The organism is Clostridium sp. UMB9555A (assembly GCF_030222355.1).
In the GTDB taxonomy this organism is placed as follows: domain Bacteria; phylum Bacillota; class Clostridia; order Clostridiales; family Clostridiaceae; genus Sarcina; species Sarcina perfringens.
The window spans coordinates 534,005-553,214 of record NZ_JASORQ010000002.1; the positions used below are offsets into that span (position 1 = coordinate 534,005).

Sequence of the window (19,210 nt, forward strand, 5' to 3'; positions counted from 1 at the left end):
TTATGAATAATTTTACCTATAAAGAGGTTTATATTGAGGATGGAAAGAGAGTTTTAGAGATTAATGTACTTCCAGAAAAGTACTGTAATTTTGATTGTATATTTTGTCCTATAGGAAGATCAAAGAATAAAATAGATACTCAAAAATCCTTTGATAATGTGGATGAGTCATTAATTGAACTAGAAAATATGATTAATGATACAAACCCCGATCTAATCTTTATTAATTCAAAAGGAGAAGCCTTAATAAATGATAAAATTGAGGATATTATAGATTTTATAAAATCAAAGGGAGTTCCTGTAAGACTACTTTCTAATGGGTATATCCTAGGAAAGGATGATTATATAAAGATTGCTAATAAATGTGATGAAGTTATTGGAGAAATAAAGGTAATAACAGAGGAAGATTTTAAGAAGGTTCAAAGACCAATTGAAGGCTATACCCTTCATGAATACATATCAAATATGGCTTCCTTTAATAAACAATATAATGGCAAATTCATATTTGAAATAACCATAGTTAAGGGATATAATGATGACCCTGAATCAGTTAATAAACTGAAGGAAGTTATAAAAACAATCTCACCTAATGAGGTTATTGTTGCTAGAATTGATGATGATATATTTAAGAAAAAACTTGGTATATCTGATGAAAGATTTGAGGAAATTTCAAGGGAGCTATTAGCTGTAAACTGCTAAATGCATAGATTATTAGATTTAAAGTTCTAAATTAAATTTAATAAGTATCTATTAATAATTAAGTAAAAATGGACAGATATCATGTCCATTTTTACTTTTAAATTCTTATTATAAAACTAAAATTACTCATCTTGTTTATTTTGTTGAGGTTTAAATTTAAGTACCTTATAACTTAATAAGCTTAGTGTTACCATATATGTTGGAAGTATTAAGTATGACAAACTCTCTATGTTATAGCCTACTAAAAGATTTATTACACTTTGAAATGGCAATGTTGTATATAAAGCAAGCAAAAACATTGTTGGAAATATATCTGCATTAGGTTCACTTGCTATTGAAACAAAAAATTCTAAGTTTAAAAGTATAAATAAAAGTAAAAACATAATTATTCCTAAAAAAATTAATACGGATTTAAATTTTACTCTAAATAATTTTATTAGCACTAAAAATAATAATGTAAATATAATTAACAAATCCATCCTCCTTTTATTTGCTATTTGTTTAAATCTTAGTAAAATATACATATAAATTACGGTAATAAAAGGTGGGATATTTATGATAATAATACATAGAGATAACTTACTTGATGTGATGAGATCTTATAAGATAATTATAGATGATACCTATTATGGAAAGATAAAATGTGGGGAAACAAAACAAATAAATTTAGAGAAAGGTGATCACACAATTTACCTAAAAATAGATTGGTGTAGAAGCCCTAAATTGAACTTTTCTATTTCAGATAATGAAACCATATTTTTTGATTGTGGTAATTATATAAATGGTTGGAAACAACTTTTATTCCCACTTTATTTAACTTTCCTTAAGAATAAATATTTATTTTTAAAGGAAACTAATAAAAAAATCTCCTAGTGTGAAGTTAATTTATAAAATAAAAAAATGATACCTATGTTGGTATCATTTTTATTATCTTTGTGCATTGATATTTTTAGAACTCTTATAACTTTATATTTAATTATTACCCTTAAATCTATTTTAGATTTAATAAGTTTACTATTTATAAATGCATTCCTAGGTTATTTACATTAATCCACATCTAAAATTTTGGAGAAATACTTCTTACTTCTTTTTGCTGCAATGGTTATTTTGAAGGGACTTTTGTCGTAGCCTTCTACAATGATGTTTCCTGATTTATCTCTGTATGATACTTGTATATTTTTAAAATAGAAAATGTAGTAGCCAAGTATAATTCCATCTTTAAAGGAGCCTGTTGATCTATTTAGTGCTTCATTTCCAAGGCCTACAGTGTTTTCACTAAGGTCAAAGAATTTTCTTCCTTTGCTAGTGGATTCTGTTACAATTGCTCCTGATAAATTAGTTATAAAGGCCCAAAGGCAAATTATTAAAAGTATGATAGATAGGAGTATATTGTTGGTTTGTCCACTCTCTCCAAGGGTTTTGGATATATCTATGATTCCAAGAGAATCTAAAAATAGGCTTGTATATGTAACTATTGAAAATAAAATCCCTAAAAGCACCATTGAAATATCCTTAAATTTTGGAAAATCCACATCTTCTAGTTTTCTTAGTTTTCTTAAAAGGTCTAAGGAATATTTTGCTCTATTTAAAAGGGCAATATTTAAAGCTCCTATTAAAATTAAATTCAAGAAAAATATTATACTAGTTCTATGCATTAAGATACTGATTACTAAAATAATTCCTATGATTATTAGATTTGCCACAATATATGAATTTAACTTCTTTGAACTATGCATTTAAGCACTCTTCCTTACATACTGAACTATTTCCTTAGCTAGCTCATCATTTAACCCATTGATACAGTTTAGTCCTACTTTGTGTCTTTTCTTGGTCATTGTAATGTGATACACATCCTTATTCTTTGTTTCATTAATGTTGAAATCATCTAAATCCTCAAAGCCTATTTCACTTAAGGTTTCAATGTGTTCTCCCTTTTCAAAATCATTTAACTTTACTTTTAAGTAAATCTTTCTATTTTCTATTTCAAAGATAACCTTTCCAGCAGGTATTCCACAGACTGGTAAAGTGTAATATGTAAAGGGAGCAATGTTGGTATAGAAAAATTGCTTTACTAACTCCTTGTTATCTAAATACACTATAAACTTAAATTTTTTATTGTTATTCATAATATTTACCTCTTTAATTTATACTTTATTAACATTATATAGCAATTTTGTTAATAAGTTAAGTTTATTCCTCTTTATAAACAAATATAGATTTTAAAATAGCACCTTATTATGTTTTATATACTTATTATAAAATTCTACTGAGCTTTATGTTTTTTTAATGAAGTTTACCTAAAGGTTTAAATAATATTTTTCAATGAATTTAGATAATATTCTTTGCTGAGTTTTATTGATACTTTTAACTAAATTTTGATAATACTCTTCACTTATCATAGAAAATTCTCCTTTTATAAAAGTAAAATTCCTTTGAATCACTTCTTTTAATAATATAAAAAAGAGGTCATATGAAAATAGTTATAAAACCTTTCATATGACCTGGAATTTTTAAATATTATTTTTTGTTTTTTATATAAGCTTTATTTTCTTCATATATACTATAAATTTAGTTTTCAGAGTGATTTTTTATCCTCTACTTATTTTTTCATTGATGTCTTCTAGGGAATCTTCCTCATATTCTCCAAACCAATCTCTTAGTTTGTTCTTGGCTTGTTCTTTTACTTCTTCATCAATGTAAAATGCTACTGCTCCAAGGGCAGGTATTAAAAGTCCTAAGTCATCTGTGTATCCCACAATTGGTGCAATATCTGGAAGGAAATCTATGGGAAAGATAAAGTATCCTAAGGCACCTATGATTATGCTTTTGGCCCACTTAGGGGTTGTATCCTTTTTCAAAGTGTAATATAGCAATAGGCATGTGTAAACTACCTTGATACCAGCCTTTTTAGCAAATTTTCTTAATTTATCAAAGAAGTCCTTATCAGAAAAGAATTTTGAGTATTTTTCTAAATTTATTTTACGCTTTTTACCCTTAATCTCAACTTCTTCAATAATTAGTTCCTTGTTCTCTTCACTCATACTAAATCCCTCCTTTGCAATATATAATACTCCTAATATTATGTTTATTTCAACATATAATAGATAATATTTTCTTAGCTACTATTTCTTATATCCTTGCAAGAAACTTAGTAAATATAAGATTAAAATTTACGTATTGGTCAACTGCTATTTCTTTTACTTTTGCAAGTAAAGATATTTCAACATACAATACTTATAATATCGAGTTCTAAAATTATAATCCTTGTCTATTTATCCTAACTTTATTCTTCTATATAATATATTTCTAGTTCTTATAATTTAATTCTTCTGCCTAGACTCCTGTAACTTTCTTTAAAACCTATTCCTTTATATAATATAATTCCCAAGTTAAATAAATCTTATTAAACTTACTTTAGTTAGCAAGTTTCTAAATTTATACTACTTTCTTTATCTTTGATTTTGAAATAGCATAACATAATAGTCCAAATAAAGTTCCACCAATTGGCCAAACAATTACTTGTTTTAATCCCACATTAAAATAGTTTTATAATATAATAAAAATTGTATAAAAAATATTATGGTATAAATTTAATTTTTAAGAGGTGTATTATGGACAAACGTTTTACCTTTAATGAGGATGTTATGAATTATGAGAAATGGAGACCTACCTATTGTGAGGAATTATTTCATGATATTATGGAATATTCAAAATTAGATATGCATAAAAAGGCTTTGGAAATTGGAATTGGTACTGGCCAAGCTACTCTTCCCTTTCTTAAAACTGGATGTGACTTAAAAGCTATTGAACTTGGAGAGAATCTTGCAGAGTTTTCTAAAAATAAGTTTAAAGCCTATAAAAACTTTAATATATTAAATGTTCCCTTTGAGGATTTTAATGGTGATGAAAATACCTTTGATCTTATATATTCTGCAACTGCCTTTCATTGGATTGATGAAAATATAGGATACCCCAAGGCCTTGAAACTCCTAAAACCTGGTGGAACCTTAGCATTATTTTGGAATAAACCCTTCATAGGTCGTAAGGATGACTTATTGCACCAAAAAATTCAAAGTATATATGAGAAGTATAAGCCCTCAAAGGCTAAACCTATAGAAAATAATGAAGAGCATTATAAAGAACTTTTAGAAAAGTTAAAGAAGTATGGATTTAAAGATGTTGAACTTAAACTATATCACAAAACTAGAATCTTTAATGCCTGTGATTATATATCATTATTAAACACCTATTCAGATCATAGAACCATGAACCTAGCCATAAAAGCAAAATTTGAAGAAGAAATTAAGGAAGCTATTTTAGAACATAATAATTTGCTAAAAATATATGACACCATGGAACTATATTTAGCTAGAAAATAAGTTCTAGGATAATCTAATATTAAATTATTTATCCAAATATAACCAACAAATTATTTATAAATTAATCTAAAGTTTGATCTCAATTGTAATTATGATAAAATAATCTTCGAGGTGAGAAAAAATCATGAAAAAAACAGTAAAAGTAGTTGGTGCTATAATTGAAAATGAAAAGAAAGAAATTCTTTGTGCCTTAAGATCAAAGGATATGACTCTTCCTAAGCAATGGGAATTCCCAGGTGGAAAGATTGAGGAAGGGGAAACTGTAGGACAAGCAATTGTTAGGGAAATTAAAGAAGAATTAGATTGTGATATAGAATACATATCTACATTTAATGATAATACTCATGAATATGAGAAAGTTATAGTTAACTTAATAACATTAAGATGTAAACTTGTTAATGGGACTCCAAAGGCTAGTGAACATGCAAAACTTATATGGCTTCCAGTAGATTACCTTGAAACTCTTTCATGGGCTCCTGCTGATGTTCCAGCCGTAAAGCAATTAGTAAGTGAGAAATAAAAAAACAGGAGAAATCTCCTGTTTTTCTTTTTTATATCTATAATATGGACTCATCTATTATTCCTCCAAAATAACTAAACTGCTCGTCTAATTTTAAGTTTCTATTTAGTCTTTCATTAACTCTTATATATTTTAAAACATTATGATTGAAATCGTACCATTTTTCTTCATTTAATATGTATTTCTTTTCGCTGTGTATTGCTATTTTTGCAAACTTATTATGAAAATCCTTAAATAAAAGGAAAGTTAAATGTATATTGGCACATTTAAGAAATTCAAAAATAATTTCTCAAATGTTCTATAAAATCCCTTAAGTGTTTCATCAAATTCCTGGGCTTATCCTTTGGTATTGTTGAAAGAGAAACAAAAGTTTAATATAATGTTCTTAATGAACCAAGGGATGGGAGGACAGACCATGAACAAAGAGGAACAGGTTATAAGTGGTTTTAGGGACTTGTTTAACAAGATGGCTTGGCTTAATAAGTCTAAGATGGAAAAGTGTCTTAAGGGGTATAAGCCTTCTGAAATACACTGTATTGAATATATTGCTAAGAATGTAGATTGTAATGTAACAAAACTTGCAGAGTCCTTTTATATGACTAGGGGTGCAATAAGTAAGTTAAGTAAGAAACTTATGGAAAAGGGCCTTATTGAAAGTTACCAAAAGCAAGACAACAAAAAGGAAATCTATTTTAGACTTACTGAGCAAGGAAAGGCAATTAATAAGATTCATGATGATCTCCATAAAGAGTTTCAAGAGCGTGATAAAGCTGTTTTTGAGCAGATAACTGAGGAACAATTTGATTATATGATTAACTTTGCCAAAAAATATAGTGATCATTTAGATGAAGAAATAAAGAAGATTGGGTTAAATATTAAGTCAGAATAAATTAAAATGGTTCATATCTAGCGTCTAATTCTGTGATAACATGGGTAAATATTAAGTCTGAATAATTTAAAATGAGTTTTACCTAAGGCAAACAAAACAAATATTAAAATAAATTTAAATAATAAAAATACAAGCAGTCCAACTCTATTGAGAAGGAACTGCTTTTTTGTTTTTGAAATTTTGTTGACAAAGAAACAAAATTAATTTATTATTGTTGACAAGGAAACAATACAAATTTTTGAAAGGAGATTTTAAATGACTAAATTAAAATCATATAATAAAGAAAAAAATGAAGAAACAGTGGATAAGAAGGCTTTCCTCTTTGGTCTTATGTCTGTATTCCTTTGTGGAATGGGCTTTAGTATTATCTCACCTGTTGTTCCATTTTTAGTGGAGCCTTATGTAAGCAATGCTGGTGAACAAGCTTTCTTCGTTACTCTACTAACCTCAGTTTATGCAATTTGTGTATTTTTTGTAGCTCCTGGACTTGGGGCTTTAAGTGATAGATATGGACGTCGCCCCATACTTTTAATATGCCTTTTAGGTTCCTCAATTGGGTACTTAATCTTTGGTATAGGTGGCTCTATATGGGTACTATTTCTTGGACGTATAATAGATGGTGTAACAGGTGGGAGCATAAGCACAATTTTTGCATATTTTGCAGATATAACTCCTAAGGAAGAAAGGACTAAATACTTTGGATGGATAAGTGCAAGTGCAGGTATAGGTGCTGCCATTGGCCCTACTCTAGGTGGAGCGCTTGCCAAATTTGGCTATGCTGTGCCAATGTATTTTGGAGCAATAATAACCTTATTAAACTTTATTTATGGAATCTTATATATGCCTGAAAGTCTTCATGAAAATAATAGACTTAAGAAAATCTCCCTTGTAAGACTTAATCCCTTTACACAGCTTATAAGTGTACTTTCTATGAAAAATTTAAAAAGACTACTTATTTCAGCTTTCTTAATTTGGATACCTAATGGATCTTTACAATCAATTTTTTCACTATTTACAATGGATACTTTCAATTGGACACCTACATTAATTGGACTTATGTTTTCAATTATGGGTATTCAAGATATTATTTCACAGGGCTTAATAATGCCAAAGCTTTTAATGAAACTTAGTGATGTAAAGATAGCAATCCTTGGAATGGTCTCTGAAATTATAGGATATGCTCTTATTGCAGCATCAGCTATTTTCACATTCTATCCTTTTTTCATAGTTGGAATGTTTATATTTGGTTTTGGAGATTCAATTTTTGGACCTTCATTTAATGGAATGCTATCTAAGTCTACTGATTCTAGTGAACAAGGAAGGATTCAAGGAGGGAGCCAAGCTCTTCAATCTCTAGCAAGAATAATTGGCCCTATTTTAGGAGGGCAAATATATGTATCTCTTGGTCATTCCTCCCCTACTTTTATGGGTATGATATTAATAGCATTGGCAATACCAATTCTTTATAAGAGTGTTAGTATAGATGTGTAGCATATTAATAATGGCTCAGAACTAAAGGTCAAGTTCTGAACCACTATTTTTCTATGCTCTAAGCCAATTCTCTCTATTTTTATGCAAAAGACTTTAATATTTTCTAAATTTTTGATTATTATTCTTCAACTTTATGCCAAAAGTTTTTTTAATATTACTCATAACAAAAATATCTTTTATGGGAATTCTAATAACCTTAATTATATTTAAGTTATCTCCCTTATAATCTGTTCTTTCAGTTTCTCCACTCTCTATCTTTAACATGTTAAACTGTGTAGAATCATCATAATAAAGAGAATATTGTCTTTTTACTGTGGTTGATTTAGGAAATATTCTAGTAAAATTATCTGGCTCATTAAGTTCTCCATTTATTAGTATGGCCTTGTCTGTCATTATAATCTCACCATTAGAATTTATATTAGTGAAGTAGAAAAACATTGTTTTTATAAAGTTGTAAATCAATACTACTATAGTTACTAAAAAACCTACTGCTATAAGCTTAATTATAACTGGCTTGGCAGTGTCAATAAATATATTTCCTTCTATAGCATCTAGTATTATTGGCTCCAAAATAATTAGAGCGTACACTATATACATTATATAAACATACTTCAATCCATTACCTAAGCATTTTAATCTTTCCTTTGTTTCATTATTTATATATCTTCTCCACTCTTCATTAGTAAAAGACCATCTTATTATTTTTTCATTTTGCAGATTCTTTCTCACTCTAATAAACTTTAAAATATTTATACATATAATAATAAAGGTAAACATAATTATACCTAAAAATAGCATTGTAACAAATATATTTCCTAACGCCCCATCTATTTGGGATATACTTTTCATTACTCCCATTGCTACAGCGAAAATTGCAATTGAAGTTATAATATATCTATAATATTTCATTTTACTTCTCCTTAATAAAATACCAGTAAATTACTTTTTAATATTATAGCATGGAAAGTAACTGAAATATGTAAATCTTCTATTACTAAATCTTAGTTTAAATGCAAATTAAGTTATAAAAATAGAAAGCTAAATTTATATATTATTGGGAAATAATTGAAAAATAATCTGTAATTCGTTACAATAAAGATATATAGAACATTTTGATAAGTATAATTTTTTAAGAAGGTGATTTTATGTTTGAGTTTATTATAGGAGCTGTAGGAATACTTTTCTCTGTTTTTGGATATTTAATAATGGTTAAGAAAAAAACAAGCTTAATACACGATTATCATCTAAGAGGAGTAAAGGACATTAAAAATTATTGTAGCTTTATAGGAGGATGCTTATTCCTTTTAGGCGTAGTATTTATAGGCTTTTCTATTTTAGGATTTACTGAAATTTTAACTTTTGCACAAATGCAACTTAGTATATTTATTCTTTGTATTTTAGATGTTGTAGCACTTTTTGTTATACAGAAAAAATTTGCAGGGCATATACTTTAGGAAGTATAAAATTACTTTCTCTAAAGTTATTGAAATTCTCACATTGTTATATGAGATAATAACCCCTTATTATATAATGTAGGAAAATCAAAAATAAAAATATTCATGAAAAGTATAATAAAGCTTCTTATGCTTGTTTAAGATAAAAGAACCTTATGATTTTAGCATAAATGATAAAGTTCTTTACTAAATGAATATATTAAAAAAACAAATAAACCTTATCATTTGTAAGTAAATGATAAGGTTTTTTATTATTTTCTATTAATATTATTTTATGATTATATTAAAATTTCTTTGCTCTATCTAAGAACTCTTGTTAAATTATTTTGAAAACTTGTAAAAAAGTTATAAATTATGTAGATTTCCTATAAGAACTCCTGTGAGGCTATTTTTTGATATAACAAATTTTATTAGCTCTTTTCATAATAAGCTTAGTGAAATGGTTATTCACTATTTAAATGTTTATTATCTCTTCCTAATTTATTATACACAATCTAAATTGTCTATGTATAATGGAAGTGGTAGCCAGCTATTTAAAAAACTTGGAGTATCTTTATTGAAATTAAAGTAGGATTTTATTGGTGAAAATAGAAATTCCATTACTTCTAGCTCATTTAATTCAATATGAAATTCCTCTTCACTGCTATTTAAAGCTTCCTTATCTTTATAGATTTCTTCTCCACTACTATGGAAATATTCCTTTTCTTCATAAATTACATCTTCACTATTGTTGAAATTTCCTTTAGCTTTATAGGTTTTCTCTTCAACTTTTTTCACTTCCACATTGTTTTATGAACTTTAATCTTTAAAACTCCATAGTTTATTATTTTTATATTACACTCCCCATCTTCTAGATTTGAGTAAGTGACTTTTAGTTTTAGCATTATTCTCACTATCTTTTCATAGTTAAATATTCTAAAATTATTATTTTTAGTAATTGAATAATTTTCACATATCTTTAAAAGCTGTGATATTTTCTCTCTTTCATATACTGGAACCCTTACATTTACTTCATTATGATTAAAAGTTTTTATGTATGAAGCTATGACAAAATTTAAATCATTGCTATTCTCTATAACTATTTCTTCAATAAACCCATTGTTTGAGGAAATATATCCAATAAATTCGCCATTTTTAAACACAGAGTAAATTCTGCAATTCCATGATTTTAATATATCTAAGAATTCTTCTTTTTTTCTTTCTATTTTTACATTTTTCTTACAATGAAGCTTATATGCCTTTTCTACTATATTAGGATCATTTTCATCTAATAAATGAATGCTTATTCCCTTATTAATTAATTCATCACGCTTATAGTTTATATTTACATGTAGAATATTAAAGTTTATATGTTGTCCACAAGGCTCATATCCAAAGTGTTCATACCTCTGCCTATACCCATTAAGAACACTCATATCCACATTCTTATTTTTCATCTCACAAAGGGCTTTATTCATAAGTTCTTTCATATAACCTTGTCCCTTTGAATAGGGATGAGCTGATACACTTCCAATTCCTACAACATTTACTTTTTCATCTAATAAGCTTAAGGTTAATGGAAAAGCCCCTACTACACCCTTTATCCTGTTATCTACTTTTATTATATGATGGTACTTAATTTTATCCTTATTCTTATATACCTTAGGCAATAAGGATGGAAAATCCGTTTTTCCACCTGAATGACTAAATACATAATTTATAAAGTCAACTAACTCCTCATAATCCTTTTCATCTGCTTTTAAATAATCTTTCCCCATAATTCTCTCTCCCTTATTATTAAAAATCTAAGTACTTCTCTTAATCCTATGTTTAATTATAAAAATAGTCTATACCATGGTTATTATAAAAATCAATGCTCCTATGAATTAAATTATAAAAAAATAGATAGACCTAAAAATGTAATCTACCTATTTTTCTTTTATTTTAAATTTATAATGTGCTAAAACTATGAAGATAAATTTTAGCAACTTTTTAATATAACTTTTTATTTGGAAATTTTTTAATATGCCTCTTTATTTTAATATGCTTCATACAAAAACTCTGTTTAATATGCATTTTTTATCTTAAGATAAATTAATCTTAGTCTATTTCCCTACAACTTAAAACCCAGCAGTTAAGCAGTCTAACAGTCTGATATGTCTTTTTAATCTCATATTTTCTTCCATCAATCATGGCAATTACAGGTGAAGTTCTTTTAATAAACTCAAAGGCCAAGCCATCTTTTCCACAGTATTTTGCAACTTCTAAGCAAATATCATCATCTGTTTTAGGTTCAACATCTAAATCAATTAAAAAGCCTTTTTTAAACATAAATTCTAATCCCCCTTAATAAAGTTAATTTTTAAGTTTATTATATTGGATAAATTGATTTTAAAATTAACTATTTTACACCATTTGAAAGTAGCTAGTACATGTGCTATTTTAAATTAGCTGTTTTACACTATTTAAAAGTAGCTATTTTCTATGCTATATAGTTATTATAAGTAGTTCACTACTCTTTTCATGAAGCATTTATGAATTCTGTTATATATACTATATAATTATTATCCATATTTTTCAATATATTGAGAATTTTAAATAAATTTATACTTTAATTTATTCTTTTGCCACTTAAAAAGGTAGAATCATTTTTTAAAAACCACTACACTTTAAACTTTAAGTTAATAATTTACAACTTAAAACAGTAAAATCATTTTCAAAAATCCACCACGCTTTATGCCTTAATTTACTGCCTTACAGCTTAAAATCCAACGATTAAGGAATCTTCCATTTTCATATTTCTTTGTAATTTCATAATTATTATCCTTAATTTTAGCAATTACAGGTGAAGTTTTTTTTACAAAGTTAAAGGGCAAATTATTCTTCCCACAATACCTTTCAACTTCTAAACAAATATCCTCATCAGTTTTTGGCATATCATCTAAATCAATAAAAAAACACTTTCTAGCCATAGTCTCTACACCCCTAAAAATTTATTTTTCTCTTTTTTCCTAAAAAAATTTTTATTATAAAAAAATTTACTTCATTTATTCAAATATATATAAATACCCATAGATTTTATTCCTTTATAGCCTATAATTTTCTGTAAAAGTATTTTTACTTAAATGTATTTTTTAACTTTAAAATATATTTGCTTGAAGAGATTTTTACTTGAAAGCATTTTTTCACTTGAAGATACTTTTTTGCCTTAGATATTTTAGGGTTTTCATAGTTTTTTACACTTTATATTTTTTCTTAGGGTTATTTTCCTTTGAAGGCATTATCAACTTAATAAAAGTTTTTACTTAGGGAGTTTTTTAACTTAGATATACTTTTTGATTTATAGATTTTTCTTAGATGGATGTTTTTTCACTTTATATTAAAAAGATTTGCAATAAGGTTTTTACTGCAAATCTTTTATGGATGTAAGTTTAATTTATTCTTACTTCTTCATTGGTTTCCTTGTTTATTAGATATATTTTTACATTGTCCTTATTTACTTCCTTTGGATTATAGAAGATTTTTCCCATGTAGAACTGATCATACTGGGAATTTGCATTGTAGCGTTGGTCAATATTACTGTATCTTTTTATTACTTGCTCATAAAATCCAACCCATTTTTCTAAGTCATAAATTGCATTTATATTTTCCCCTTCAATTCTAAGGGCATATTTATTTTCTATTTCTTTGCTTTTTTCATTGCTTATGTTTCCTACAAATATAGGTATAAAGGTTCCAAAGTCAAAGTTTCCTATACTTAAAACTTCAAAATCAATATCATCTAGTTTAAAAGTCTTTTTAATCTCCTTGTAGTTTTCCTTATCTGGATAAACTACCCCCTCCATTTTTATAGTTGTATCTACCCTTTTTTCCTCAAAGAGATTTTTACTGCTTCCCTTTTCTCTGGCATTTACTAAAAAATCAAAATTATTAACGTATTTATCATAGTCTTTTCTAGCCACAATTATTCCAGCATCAACAATTCTCATTTTATTGTTCTCTACCTTTGTTAAAACATTTTGTGATGATATAAAATATGCTATGTCTGGAAAGCTTGGACTACCTGTAATGTAGAAATCCTCCTTTTCTATAGGAGAATTATCCTTTGTAGAAATAGTGTAATCAAAGAGAATGTAGTGATTTACTACCTTAGGCTTCTTTATTTCTATATTATAATTATCAAATTCTGTATTGTAAGGGAATTGTGCCTCCACCACTTTTGGCTCTTCATTAATTTTTATCTCTAATCTCTTTACCAATACTTTAAGCCCTAAAAATATAAGAATTAAATTTAAAATTGTACCAAAAAAAATGATACTTAGAAAAAGTCTTTTTCTTTTTTTCATTCTCTATTCCTTTCAAATATATTGTATTTTTTAATTTAAGATATTTTAATAATTATAGCATAAAATACCTTTTTAAACTTTATTCTTATATTACACTTAACACAATTTAAGTATCTTATCTTAATCTTTTTCTCAGTTAAAAATTTTATTTTAGACTCTGTTTTAAATAATGGTTTATATATGATAATTTTACAAAAAATAGGTTATTATATGTATATAATCAATTTTTAGGAGGTATCACCATGAGCAAAGCAATCTAACATCATTATTGGCATAAGCAAAAGCCTTATCAGGGAAAGTACAACAAGAACTATTGACTCAATTAGAATTGAATGATTTTTCTATAAGAAAATCAGTAGAAGAAGTAGAAATTAATATTGCAACTTCTTTTTACTGGCCACATAAGATACTTAATTGTATCAGTGAGTTTCTTGGTGTAGGTTCTGTTGATGGTGTGGTTGAAGCAGATGAAGTTTTCTTTGCTTATTCTTATAAGTGAACTAAACCTACTAATATGCCAAGACCTTCTCGTAAGAGAGGTAAGCAATTCAAAAAGCGAGGTATTAGCAAAGATAAAGTTTTGAACAATCGTATTAAATTATTAATTAATCAGGAGGGATATATGCATAAAATTACAGATATATTTATTAGTTTTATATTATTTATTTGGGGTACTTTAAATTGGATATATGCAACAAGAATTACTATTGATATAAACGCATTCTCTTCATTAAAAGAAGTAATAATTTATATTATAGTAACAATTTTATATCTAATTATTCAAGTTCTTTATATTAATAAAAGTAAGATTCATATTCTTAATATTTTATTATTAAGCTTACCAACAATAATTTGGTTTATTATTTTAAAAAATTCATTGAGCATTGATGGATTTTTTAAATATGATGGAATAGCTTATACATTTGGATTCTTTGTTATGATTGTTGTATTATTTTATAATTTTTATAAAATAGTTCTTAAATATAATGTGCACTCTTAATATATTGCGATTTAAAATAAAAGTGGACAAGATTACTATTTGTCCACTTTTATACTATCTATTATCAATCTTGATTTAAAATAGAGCCTTATTTTAATATAATTAGTAGCTTGTCCATAATATTTCCCACACTAGAAATAAATCTCTACTTAACCTTTATTAATCTATAATTAAGCATTTTATTAAATTTTTCCACAATATTTCTAACCCACTAGCTCCCCCTTACTTTACCTTTATTCCCTTCTTCTTAAGAGCTTTTTGAATCTTATCCATTATCTTTTTCTTTTTATATCTAACAGCATTAAAGGTCATTTCACTCTTATGTTCCTCATAATACTTTTGCATATTTCCTCTCTCCTCATTAATATAAAGAATAAATTCCCTTTCCTCATCATCCAAGTTACTAATAGCATTTAATAGTGCCTCCATTTCCTCTCTATGCTCAAAGTCATTTTCCATGGAAAAATCATCCTCTAATGTATCCTTCATTGTTATATCCTCCCCAATTGGTGTGTCTAGGCTTGAAAATTTCATGTCAATCTCCTTTCTTTTTAGCATGCAGCCATATTTATTTCTCAAAAGAATGGTTATAAAAGCTACAAAATCTATTCCAAAGCTTCCATCATACTTCTTAACCCCATTCATAAACTCAATCCACCCTATCTGCTCTAAGTCCTCCCTATCATATCCCTTTATGAAATACTTAGTTGAATACTTATAAATCAATCCTTTGTGAATTTCAAAAAGCTTTTCCATGGCTTCCTTATTTCCCTTTTTCCCCTCTATTAATAAAAGATCAACCATTTCCTTATTCATAAACCCTATACCCCTAATAAATATATTTTTATTTACTATATTTCAATTAAATTTTAGTCCTTTTAAAGCTTGTCCACTTTTATTTAAAACACCTAAAATTTATTAAATCTAATATCATAACAATCCCAAGGTTTGTCCACCTTTATTAAAAACTTCTAAAGCATATTATTCTTATCCCAGAGCATGTCCATTTTTATTTAAAAAGCACTATTTTTTCACCTAATTTCATAATAAATACTTAAAAACCTCAATAAAAACATCTACTGTGACGGACTTTTAAAAAGTCCGTCACACTCTAAACCCTTGATATAACTAACTTCAGACAGACTTTACCAGACTTTTGCTATTTTTCACTCACTATATATAGGGTATTTAATAAATGTCTTTTTTTTATACTATTTTTTATTTTTCCCTATTATATAGGAGTAAAAAAAGTCCGTCACTTCCGTCAAAACCCTTGGTATCACTAAGAAAGCTCTGGCTCAAAGTCCGTCACAAGTCCGTCACAACTCCGTCATACTACCTAATTATTAAATCATCTAACTTAATTCTTACTCCATTCCATGATCTTAATTTTCCACTTCTAGATCTAGTTATATTAAAATTACCTTCTAGCTCCTTATTAAACTTTATTTGAGAAAGTGCTTTTAAACCTGCTTCCACGCAAAACTCCTTATAAGCTTCATAAATCTCTATCCTACTACATGAAAATAAACTATCAATTTCACAGCACTCCTCTACAAAGGAAATAACATTATTATTCTCACGCTTATATTCTTTCTTAACACCATCAGTCAGCTCATTTTCACTAAACTCAAAGTTATTTTCATAAAGCCTTTTTAATCCTTCTAAGGCCCAATTTAATATGCCTTCCTTTTCTCTTTGAAACTTGTACTTTAAGGCTTTATCTATCTTACTTTTCTCTATTTGCCTATTAAAAGGCACAATTATAAGTCTTCTATAAAATCCTTCTGTTCTATCCACATAGTTTCTAGGTAGTTCATTACAACTAAAGACAAGCCTTGCAAAGGGCTTAAATTTAAATGGATTCTTATTTTTCTTTTCTGCCATTAAATAATCCTCTCCTGTTACAACCTTGAATATGCCTGTATCATCTATGGATTTACTTGGAAGATCTGAAAATACATTTGCTAATTTCCCTAAAAGCTCTGCTGTTTTAAACTTATCTCCAATCTCTTGCCAGGGTATATTACTTACATTTTTCTTCCCAAGAATTAAATATTCCACCACCCATAAAAGTGTACTTTTTCCTGTTCTAGCTGGTCCCCAGAATACAAAGGCCTTTTGAGAGGCAGTATTTGTGGTAAGTAAATACCCTACTATCTCCTGAACTAAGGGAATTAGCTTACAATCAAGTACTTCATTTAAGAATTTTTTAAATTGTGGACAATCAACTTGCGGATTATACTCTACATTAAGCTGAACTGTACTTAAATAATTAGGGGTATGCTCCTTAAAGCTCATATCCCTAATATCTAAAAGTCCATTTCTTACATTAACCAAATAAGGATTTCTATTAAAATCATCAAAATCCTTAGAAACAAGTATGTCCCACTGATCTCTACAATCCCTAATAGAGGCCATAATGCAATAATTAGGTAGCATATAATCCATGATGATTCTTCCAGCCTCCTTCTCTCCACTAATGTTATAAACTCCATTTTCATATATCAAAAAGGATTCCCCACCATAGTAAACATCTCTAGTCTCACTTAAATGCTTTGCCAAAACAAAGGGCAAGAACTTAATTCCCTTTTCCTGCTCCTCATACCATGGAAGATTCCCTGAATTCTTAGGTTTACTCTTATTTTTACTCTTAGCCTTATTGCCCCTTTCCTTCTTAAAATTCCTAATAACCTCCCTATAAAATGAAATAATATCCTTTGGATTCTTAATCTTTAAATGATTAGCCAAATCCTCCTCAATAAGACTCTTACCTAAAGCTACTCCAATGTTATACATATAATTCTCTATGAACCTAAGGGCAGTATCTACATTGGTGGCATTAGAAACTTCACTAACCTTCAAAGTTTTTATGCACTCTCTAATATCCTTAACAGTTAAAGGCTTAAAAGCTAAAGAGGCTGGACTTTTGCCATAACAAGTCTTACCGTACCTTGGACAAGTGTACCCTCTATCTCTAAGGGTTTCACAAGTCATAGGACCTGCACCAGACTTTAGAAAATTACTAATCTTCCCCTCAGTTTCTTTCTCACTATAGGTCTTATACCCCTTACTAAGTTCATGGATTCTTTCAATTCCTCCATTAAAAAGAGCAAGGTTAGTAATCATTCCATGCCATAAAGGCTCAGAAAGAGTTTTTGAGTTCTTCTTACAGTGCTTTATAAAATCACATTTAAAACACACAACCTCTAATCCATTTTCACTCTTTACTTCTTCATCCACAGTATTTTCTATGTTAAGTTGATTATTCTTTGAAATATTATCCTCTGACATGCTATGCAAGTTTTCTTCACTCTCATATAAAACTTGCTCTTTAGATTTGTTATTTCTACCTTCACTTTTCTTTTCTGAAATGCTTTTTCTATAATTCTCTGAAATGTTTTCTTTATTTAATAAGGTACTCTCTTGTAAATCACTATGATAATTTGAAATGTAACTCTCTAAGTTCTTACTATTGTTTTCAATGCCTATATCACTAATTTCACTTAATAAATTGCTTGTACACTCTGACTCCCCTAAATTCTCCTCATTTAAACTTCTTGTATCCTCTCTCCTTTCTAAATTCCCCTTACTTAAACTACTTGCAGGCTCTCCCTTTTCTAATTTGCCCTCATTTAAATTTCTTGTTGGCTCTAACCATTTTAAATTCTCTTTATTTGAATTCCTTGTATTATCTAATCTTTCTAAATTACCCCTACTTAAATTCTTTCCTGCTTTATTTGTTTCTTCTTTTCTTATATAATTATCATCATTTACGATGAACTCACTTTCGCTATAACTAAGTTCTTTCTCTAAATCCTCTTGAGTATAAAATAGATTTGGATTAAACTTTATGCATTTTACCCTTACTTGCTCCTGCTTACAATGATAGAAACCTGGCACTCTCATGACTCTGCTCTCATTTATACAGCTTCCATCCCCATTAAAATGCTTGGCTAGTTTCTTTTGTATATCCCTAAACTTCTCCACCTTTCCATTCTTTATTAGAAAATATACATGTAGGGACTTCTTAGTTTGTACTATAATACTAGGCTCTAGTGGAAACTTGCTTATATTCTCTAGCTGATCCTCTAAGGAAAGAGTATCACACTCAAAAAACTGAGCATTAATTTTATTTATCTTCCTATCACTGTTTCCTCCAGAGTTAACCACAAAGAATATGCCTCTATTAGCCTCATTATGAGCCATTAAAACCTTGCTTTTAGACTGAAAATCATTTATATTAAAGCTTAGGTTCTTTCCCTTAAAGCCTATACCCTTCTTATCAGAAAAAATTCTAATATTAATCCTTCCACAAGAATTTTCAGAGCCTTCGCCCTTGCAAAAACATTCTAAAAACCTTCTTGCCTCCCTTAAATCCCACTTTCCAAATTCCTCTTTATTCAATTTTCAAACACCCTTTCATCTCTAAAAATTCCAACTACCACCTTTAA

The 19,210-nt window shown here is 27.9% G+C and carries 20 protein-coding genes and 1 pseudogene; 9 read left to right on the forward strand and 12 right to left on the reverse strand.

The window, feature by feature from the left end:
* Positions 1–2 precede the first annotated feature (2 nt).
* Positions 3–698 (forward strand): radical SAM protein, encoded by a 696-nt coding sequence (locus QP548_RS07665; protein ID WP_061427183.1) that lies wholly within the window; start codon positions 3–5, stop codon positions 696–698.
* A gap of 122 nt (positions 699–820) precedes the next feature.
* Here the strand turns inward: QP548_RS07665 and QP548_RS07670 are convergent, their stop codons facing one another.
* Complete coding sequence (locus tag QP548_RS07670; RefSeq protein WP_175582438.1) at positions 821–1,081, reverse strand: hypothetical protein; 261 nt, start codon at positions 1,079–1,081, stop codon at positions 821–823.
* A gap of 172 nt (positions 1,082–1,253) precedes the next feature.
* Here QP548_RS07670 and QP548_RS07675 point away from each other — a divergent pair, with 172 nt between their 5' ends.
* Complete coding sequence (locus QP548_RS07675; protein ID WP_061427179.1) at positions 1,254–1,571, forward strand: hypothetical protein; 318 nt, start codon at positions 1,254–1,256, stop codon at positions 1,569–1,571.
* 173 nt (positions 1,572–1,744) lie between these two features.
* Here QP548_RS07675 and QP548_RS07680 read toward each other — a convergent pair whose 3' ends face one another.
* The 3 genes from QP548_RS07680 to QP548_RS07690 form a co-directional block, all read right to left on the reverse strand.
* Positions 1,745–2,434, reverse strand: coding sequence for a hypothetical protein (locus QP548_RS07680; RefSeq protein WP_061427177.1), 690 nt, complete (start codon positions 2,432–2,434; stop codon positions 1,745–1,747).
* The gene (locus QP548_RS07685; protein ID WP_061427169.1) at positions 2,435–2,824 is read right to left on the reverse strand and encodes a hypothetical protein; all 390 of its coding nucleotides are present in this window, start codon (positions 2,822–2,824) and stop codon (positions 2,435–2,437) included.
* Positions 2,825–3,286: 462 nt separating this feature from the next.
* Complete coding sequence (locus QP548_RS07690; protein ID WP_061427167.1) at positions 3,287–3,739, reverse strand: YkvA family protein; 453 nt, start codon at positions 3,737–3,739, stop codon at positions 3,287–3,289.
* A gap of 570 nt (positions 3,740–4,309) precedes the next feature.
* Between QP548_RS07690 and QP548_RS07695 the strand changes: the two genes are divergently transcribed.
* The 4 genes from QP548_RS07695 (at position 4,310) to QP548_RS07710 (ending at position 7,977) form a co-directional block, all read left to right on the forward strand.
* The gene (locus QP548_RS07695) at positions 4,310–5,077 is read left to right on the forward strand and encodes a class I SAM-dependent methyltransferase (protein WP_061427165.1); all 768 of its coding nucleotides are present in this window, start codon (positions 4,310–4,312) and stop codon (positions 5,075–5,077) included.
* A 124-nt stretch (positions 5,078–5,201) separates the two neighbouring features.
* Positions 5,202–5,597 (forward strand): (deoxy)nucleoside triphosphate pyrophosphohydrolase, encoded by a 396-nt coding sequence (locus tag QP548_RS07700; RefSeq protein WP_003453973.1) that lies wholly within the window; start codon positions 5,202–5,204, stop codon positions 5,595–5,597.
* A gap of 415 nt (positions 5,598–6,012) precedes the next feature.
* Complete coding sequence (locus QP548_RS07705; RefSeq protein WP_061427163.1) at positions 6,013–6,486, forward strand: MarR family transcriptional regulator; 474 nt, start codon at positions 6,013–6,015, stop codon at positions 6,484–6,486.
* Between the two features lie 255 nt (positions 6,487–6,741).
* Positions 6,742–7,977, forward strand: a complete 1,236-nt coding sequence (locus QP548_RS07710; protein WP_061427161.1) for an MFS transporter — start codon at positions 6,742–6,744, stop codon at positions 7,975–7,977.
* A 93-nt stretch (positions 7,978–8,070) separates the two neighbouring features.
* Here QP548_RS07710 and QP548_RS07715 read toward each other — a convergent pair whose 3' ends face one another.
* On the reverse strand, positions 8,071–8,886 hold the full coding sequence (locus QP548_RS07715; RefSeq protein ID WP_061427159.1) for a hypothetical protein: 816 nt from the start codon (positions 8,884–8,886) through the stop codon (positions 8,071–8,073).
* Between the two features lie 236 nt (positions 8,887–9,122).
* Between QP548_RS07715 and QP548_RS07720 the strand changes: the two genes are divergently transcribed.
* Positions 9,123–9,431 (forward strand): DUF3784 domain-containing protein, encoded by a 309-nt coding sequence (locus QP548_RS07720; RefSeq protein WP_061427157.1) that lies wholly within the window; start codon positions 9,123–9,125, stop codon positions 9,429–9,431.
* A gap of 483 nt (positions 9,432–9,914) precedes the next feature.
* Here QP548_RS07720 and QP548_RS07725 read toward each other — a convergent pair whose 3' ends face one another.
* From QP548_RS07725 to QP548_RS07745, 5 genes are all read right to left on the reverse strand, one after another.
* Complete coding sequence (locus tag QP548_RS07725; protein ID WP_236907350.1) at positions 9,915–10,208, reverse strand: hypothetical protein; 294 nt, start codon at positions 10,206–10,208, stop codon at positions 9,915–9,917.
* The gene (locus QP548_RS07730; RefSeq protein ID WP_236907349.1) at positions 10,205–11,188 is read right to left on the reverse strand and encodes a GNAT family N-acetyltransferase; all 984 of its coding nucleotides are present in this window, start codon (positions 11,186–11,188) and stop codon (positions 10,205–10,207) included. The genes QP548_RS07725 and QP548_RS07730 overlap by 4 nt, the downstream gene beginning before the upstream one ends.
* Before the next feature lie 322 nt (positions 11,189–11,510).
* On the reverse strand, positions 11,511–11,741 hold the full coding sequence (locus tag QP548_RS07735; protein ID WP_061427155.1) for a DUF4318 domain-containing protein: 231 nt from the start codon (positions 11,739–11,741) through the stop codon (positions 11,511–11,513).
* 410 nt (positions 11,742–12,151) lie between these two features.
* Positions 12,152–12,382, reverse strand: coding sequence for a DUF4318 domain-containing protein (locus QP548_RS07740; protein ID WP_061427148.1), 231 nt, complete (start codon positions 12,380–12,382; stop codon positions 12,152–12,154).
* Positions 12,383–12,841: 459 nt separating this feature from the next.
* On the reverse strand, positions 12,842–13,669 hold the full coding sequence (locus tag QP548_RS07745) for a hypothetical protein (RefSeq protein ID WP_061429425.1): 828 nt from the start codon (positions 13,667–13,669) through the stop codon (positions 12,842–12,844).
* A 415-nt stretch (positions 13,670–14,084) separates the two neighbouring features.
* Between QP548_RS07745 and QP548_RS07750 the strand changes: the two are divergent.
* A pseudogene (locus QP548_RS07750) lies at positions 14,085–14,336 on the forward strand (IS1595 family transposase); the annotation flags it as partial.
* A gap of 42 nt (positions 14,337–14,378) precedes the next feature.
* Positions 14,379–14,756 (forward strand): hypothetical protein, encoded by a 378-nt coding sequence (locus QP548_RS07755; protein ID WP_061427145.1) that lies wholly within the window; start codon positions 14,379–14,381, stop codon positions 14,754–14,756.
* A 222-nt stretch (positions 14,757–14,978) separates the two neighbouring features.
* On the opposite strand, the gene QP548_RS07760 is transcribed toward QP548_RS07755, so the two are convergent.
* Both QP548_RS07760 and QP548_RS07765 read right to left on the reverse strand, forming a co-directional pair.
* On the reverse strand, positions 14,979–15,572 hold the full coding sequence (locus QP548_RS07760) for a sigma-70 family RNA polymerase sigma factor (RefSeq protein ID WP_061427143.1): 594 nt from the start codon (positions 15,570–15,572) through the stop codon (positions 14,979–14,981).
* 519 nt (positions 15,573–16,091) lie between these two features.
* Positions 16,092–19,163, reverse strand: a complete 3,072-nt coding sequence (locus QP548_RS07765) for a DNA primase family protein (RefSeq protein ID WP_061427141.1) — start codon at positions 19,161–19,163, stop codon at positions 16,092–16,094.
* Positions 19,164–19,210 lie beyond the last annotated feature (47 nt).

Coding starts and splice junctions, on each gene's coding strand:
- QP548_RS07665 (WP_061427183.1), top strand. CDS start 3: ATGAATAATTTTACCTATAAAGAGGTTTATATTGAGGATGGAAAGAGA.
- QP548_RS07670 (WP_175582438.1), bottom strand. CDS start 1,081: ATGTTTTTACTTTTATTTATACTTTTAAACTTAGAATTTTTTGTTTCA.
- QP548_RS07675 (WP_061427179.1), top strand. CDS start 1,254: ATGATAATAATACATAGAGATAACTTACTTGATGTGATGAGATCTTAT.
- QP548_RS07680 (WP_061427177.1), bottom strand. CDS start 2,434: ATGCATAGTTCAAAGAAGTTAAATTCATATATTGTGGCAAATCTAATA.
- QP548_RS07685 (WP_061427169.1), bottom strand. CDS start 2,824: ATGAATAACAATAAAAAATTTAAGTTTATAGTGTATTTAGATAACAAG.
- QP548_RS07690 (WP_061427167.1), bottom strand. CDS start 3,739: ATGAGTGAAGAGAACAAGGAACTAATTATTGAAGAAGTTGAGATTAAG.
- QP548_RS07695 (WP_061427165.1), top strand. CDS start 4,310: ATGGACAAACGTTTTACCTTTAATGAGGATGTTATGAATTATGAGAAA.
- QP548_RS07700 (WP_003453973.1), top strand. CDS start 5,202: ATGAAAAAAACAGTAAAAGTAGTTGGTGCTATAATTGAAAATGAAAAG.
- QP548_RS07705 (WP_061427163.1), top strand. CDS start 6,013: ATGAACAAAGAGGAACAGGTTATAAGTGGTTTTAGGGACTTGTTTAAC.
- QP548_RS07710 (WP_061427161.1), top strand. CDS start 6,742: ATGACTAAATTAAAATCATATAATAAAGAAAAAAATGAAGAAACAGTG.
- QP548_RS07715 (WP_061427159.1), bottom strand. CDS start 8,886: ATGAAATATTATAGATATATTATAACTTCAATTGCAATTTTCGCTGTA.
- QP548_RS07720 (WP_061427157.1), top strand. CDS start 9,123: ATGTTTGAGTTTATTATAGGAGCTGTAGGAATACTTTTCTCTGTTTTT.
- QP548_RS07730 (WP_236907349.1), bottom strand. CDS start 11,188: ATGGGGAAAGATTATTTAAAAGCAGATGAAAAGGATTATGAGGAGTTA.
- QP548_RS07735 (WP_061427155.1), bottom strand. CDS start 11,741: ATGTTTAAAAAAGGCTTTTTAATTGATTTAGATGTTGAACCTAAAACA.
- QP548_RS07740 (WP_061427148.1), bottom strand. CDS start 12,382: ATGGCTAGAAAGTGTTTTTTTATTGATTTAGATGATATGCCAAAAACT.
- QP548_RS07755 (WP_061427145.1), top strand. CDS start 14,379: ATGCATAAAATTACAGATATATTTATTAGTTTTATATTATTTATTTGG.
- QP548_RS07760 (WP_061427143.1), bottom strand. CDS start 15,572: ATGAATAAGGAAATGGTTGATCTTTTATTAATAGAGGGGAAAAAGGGA.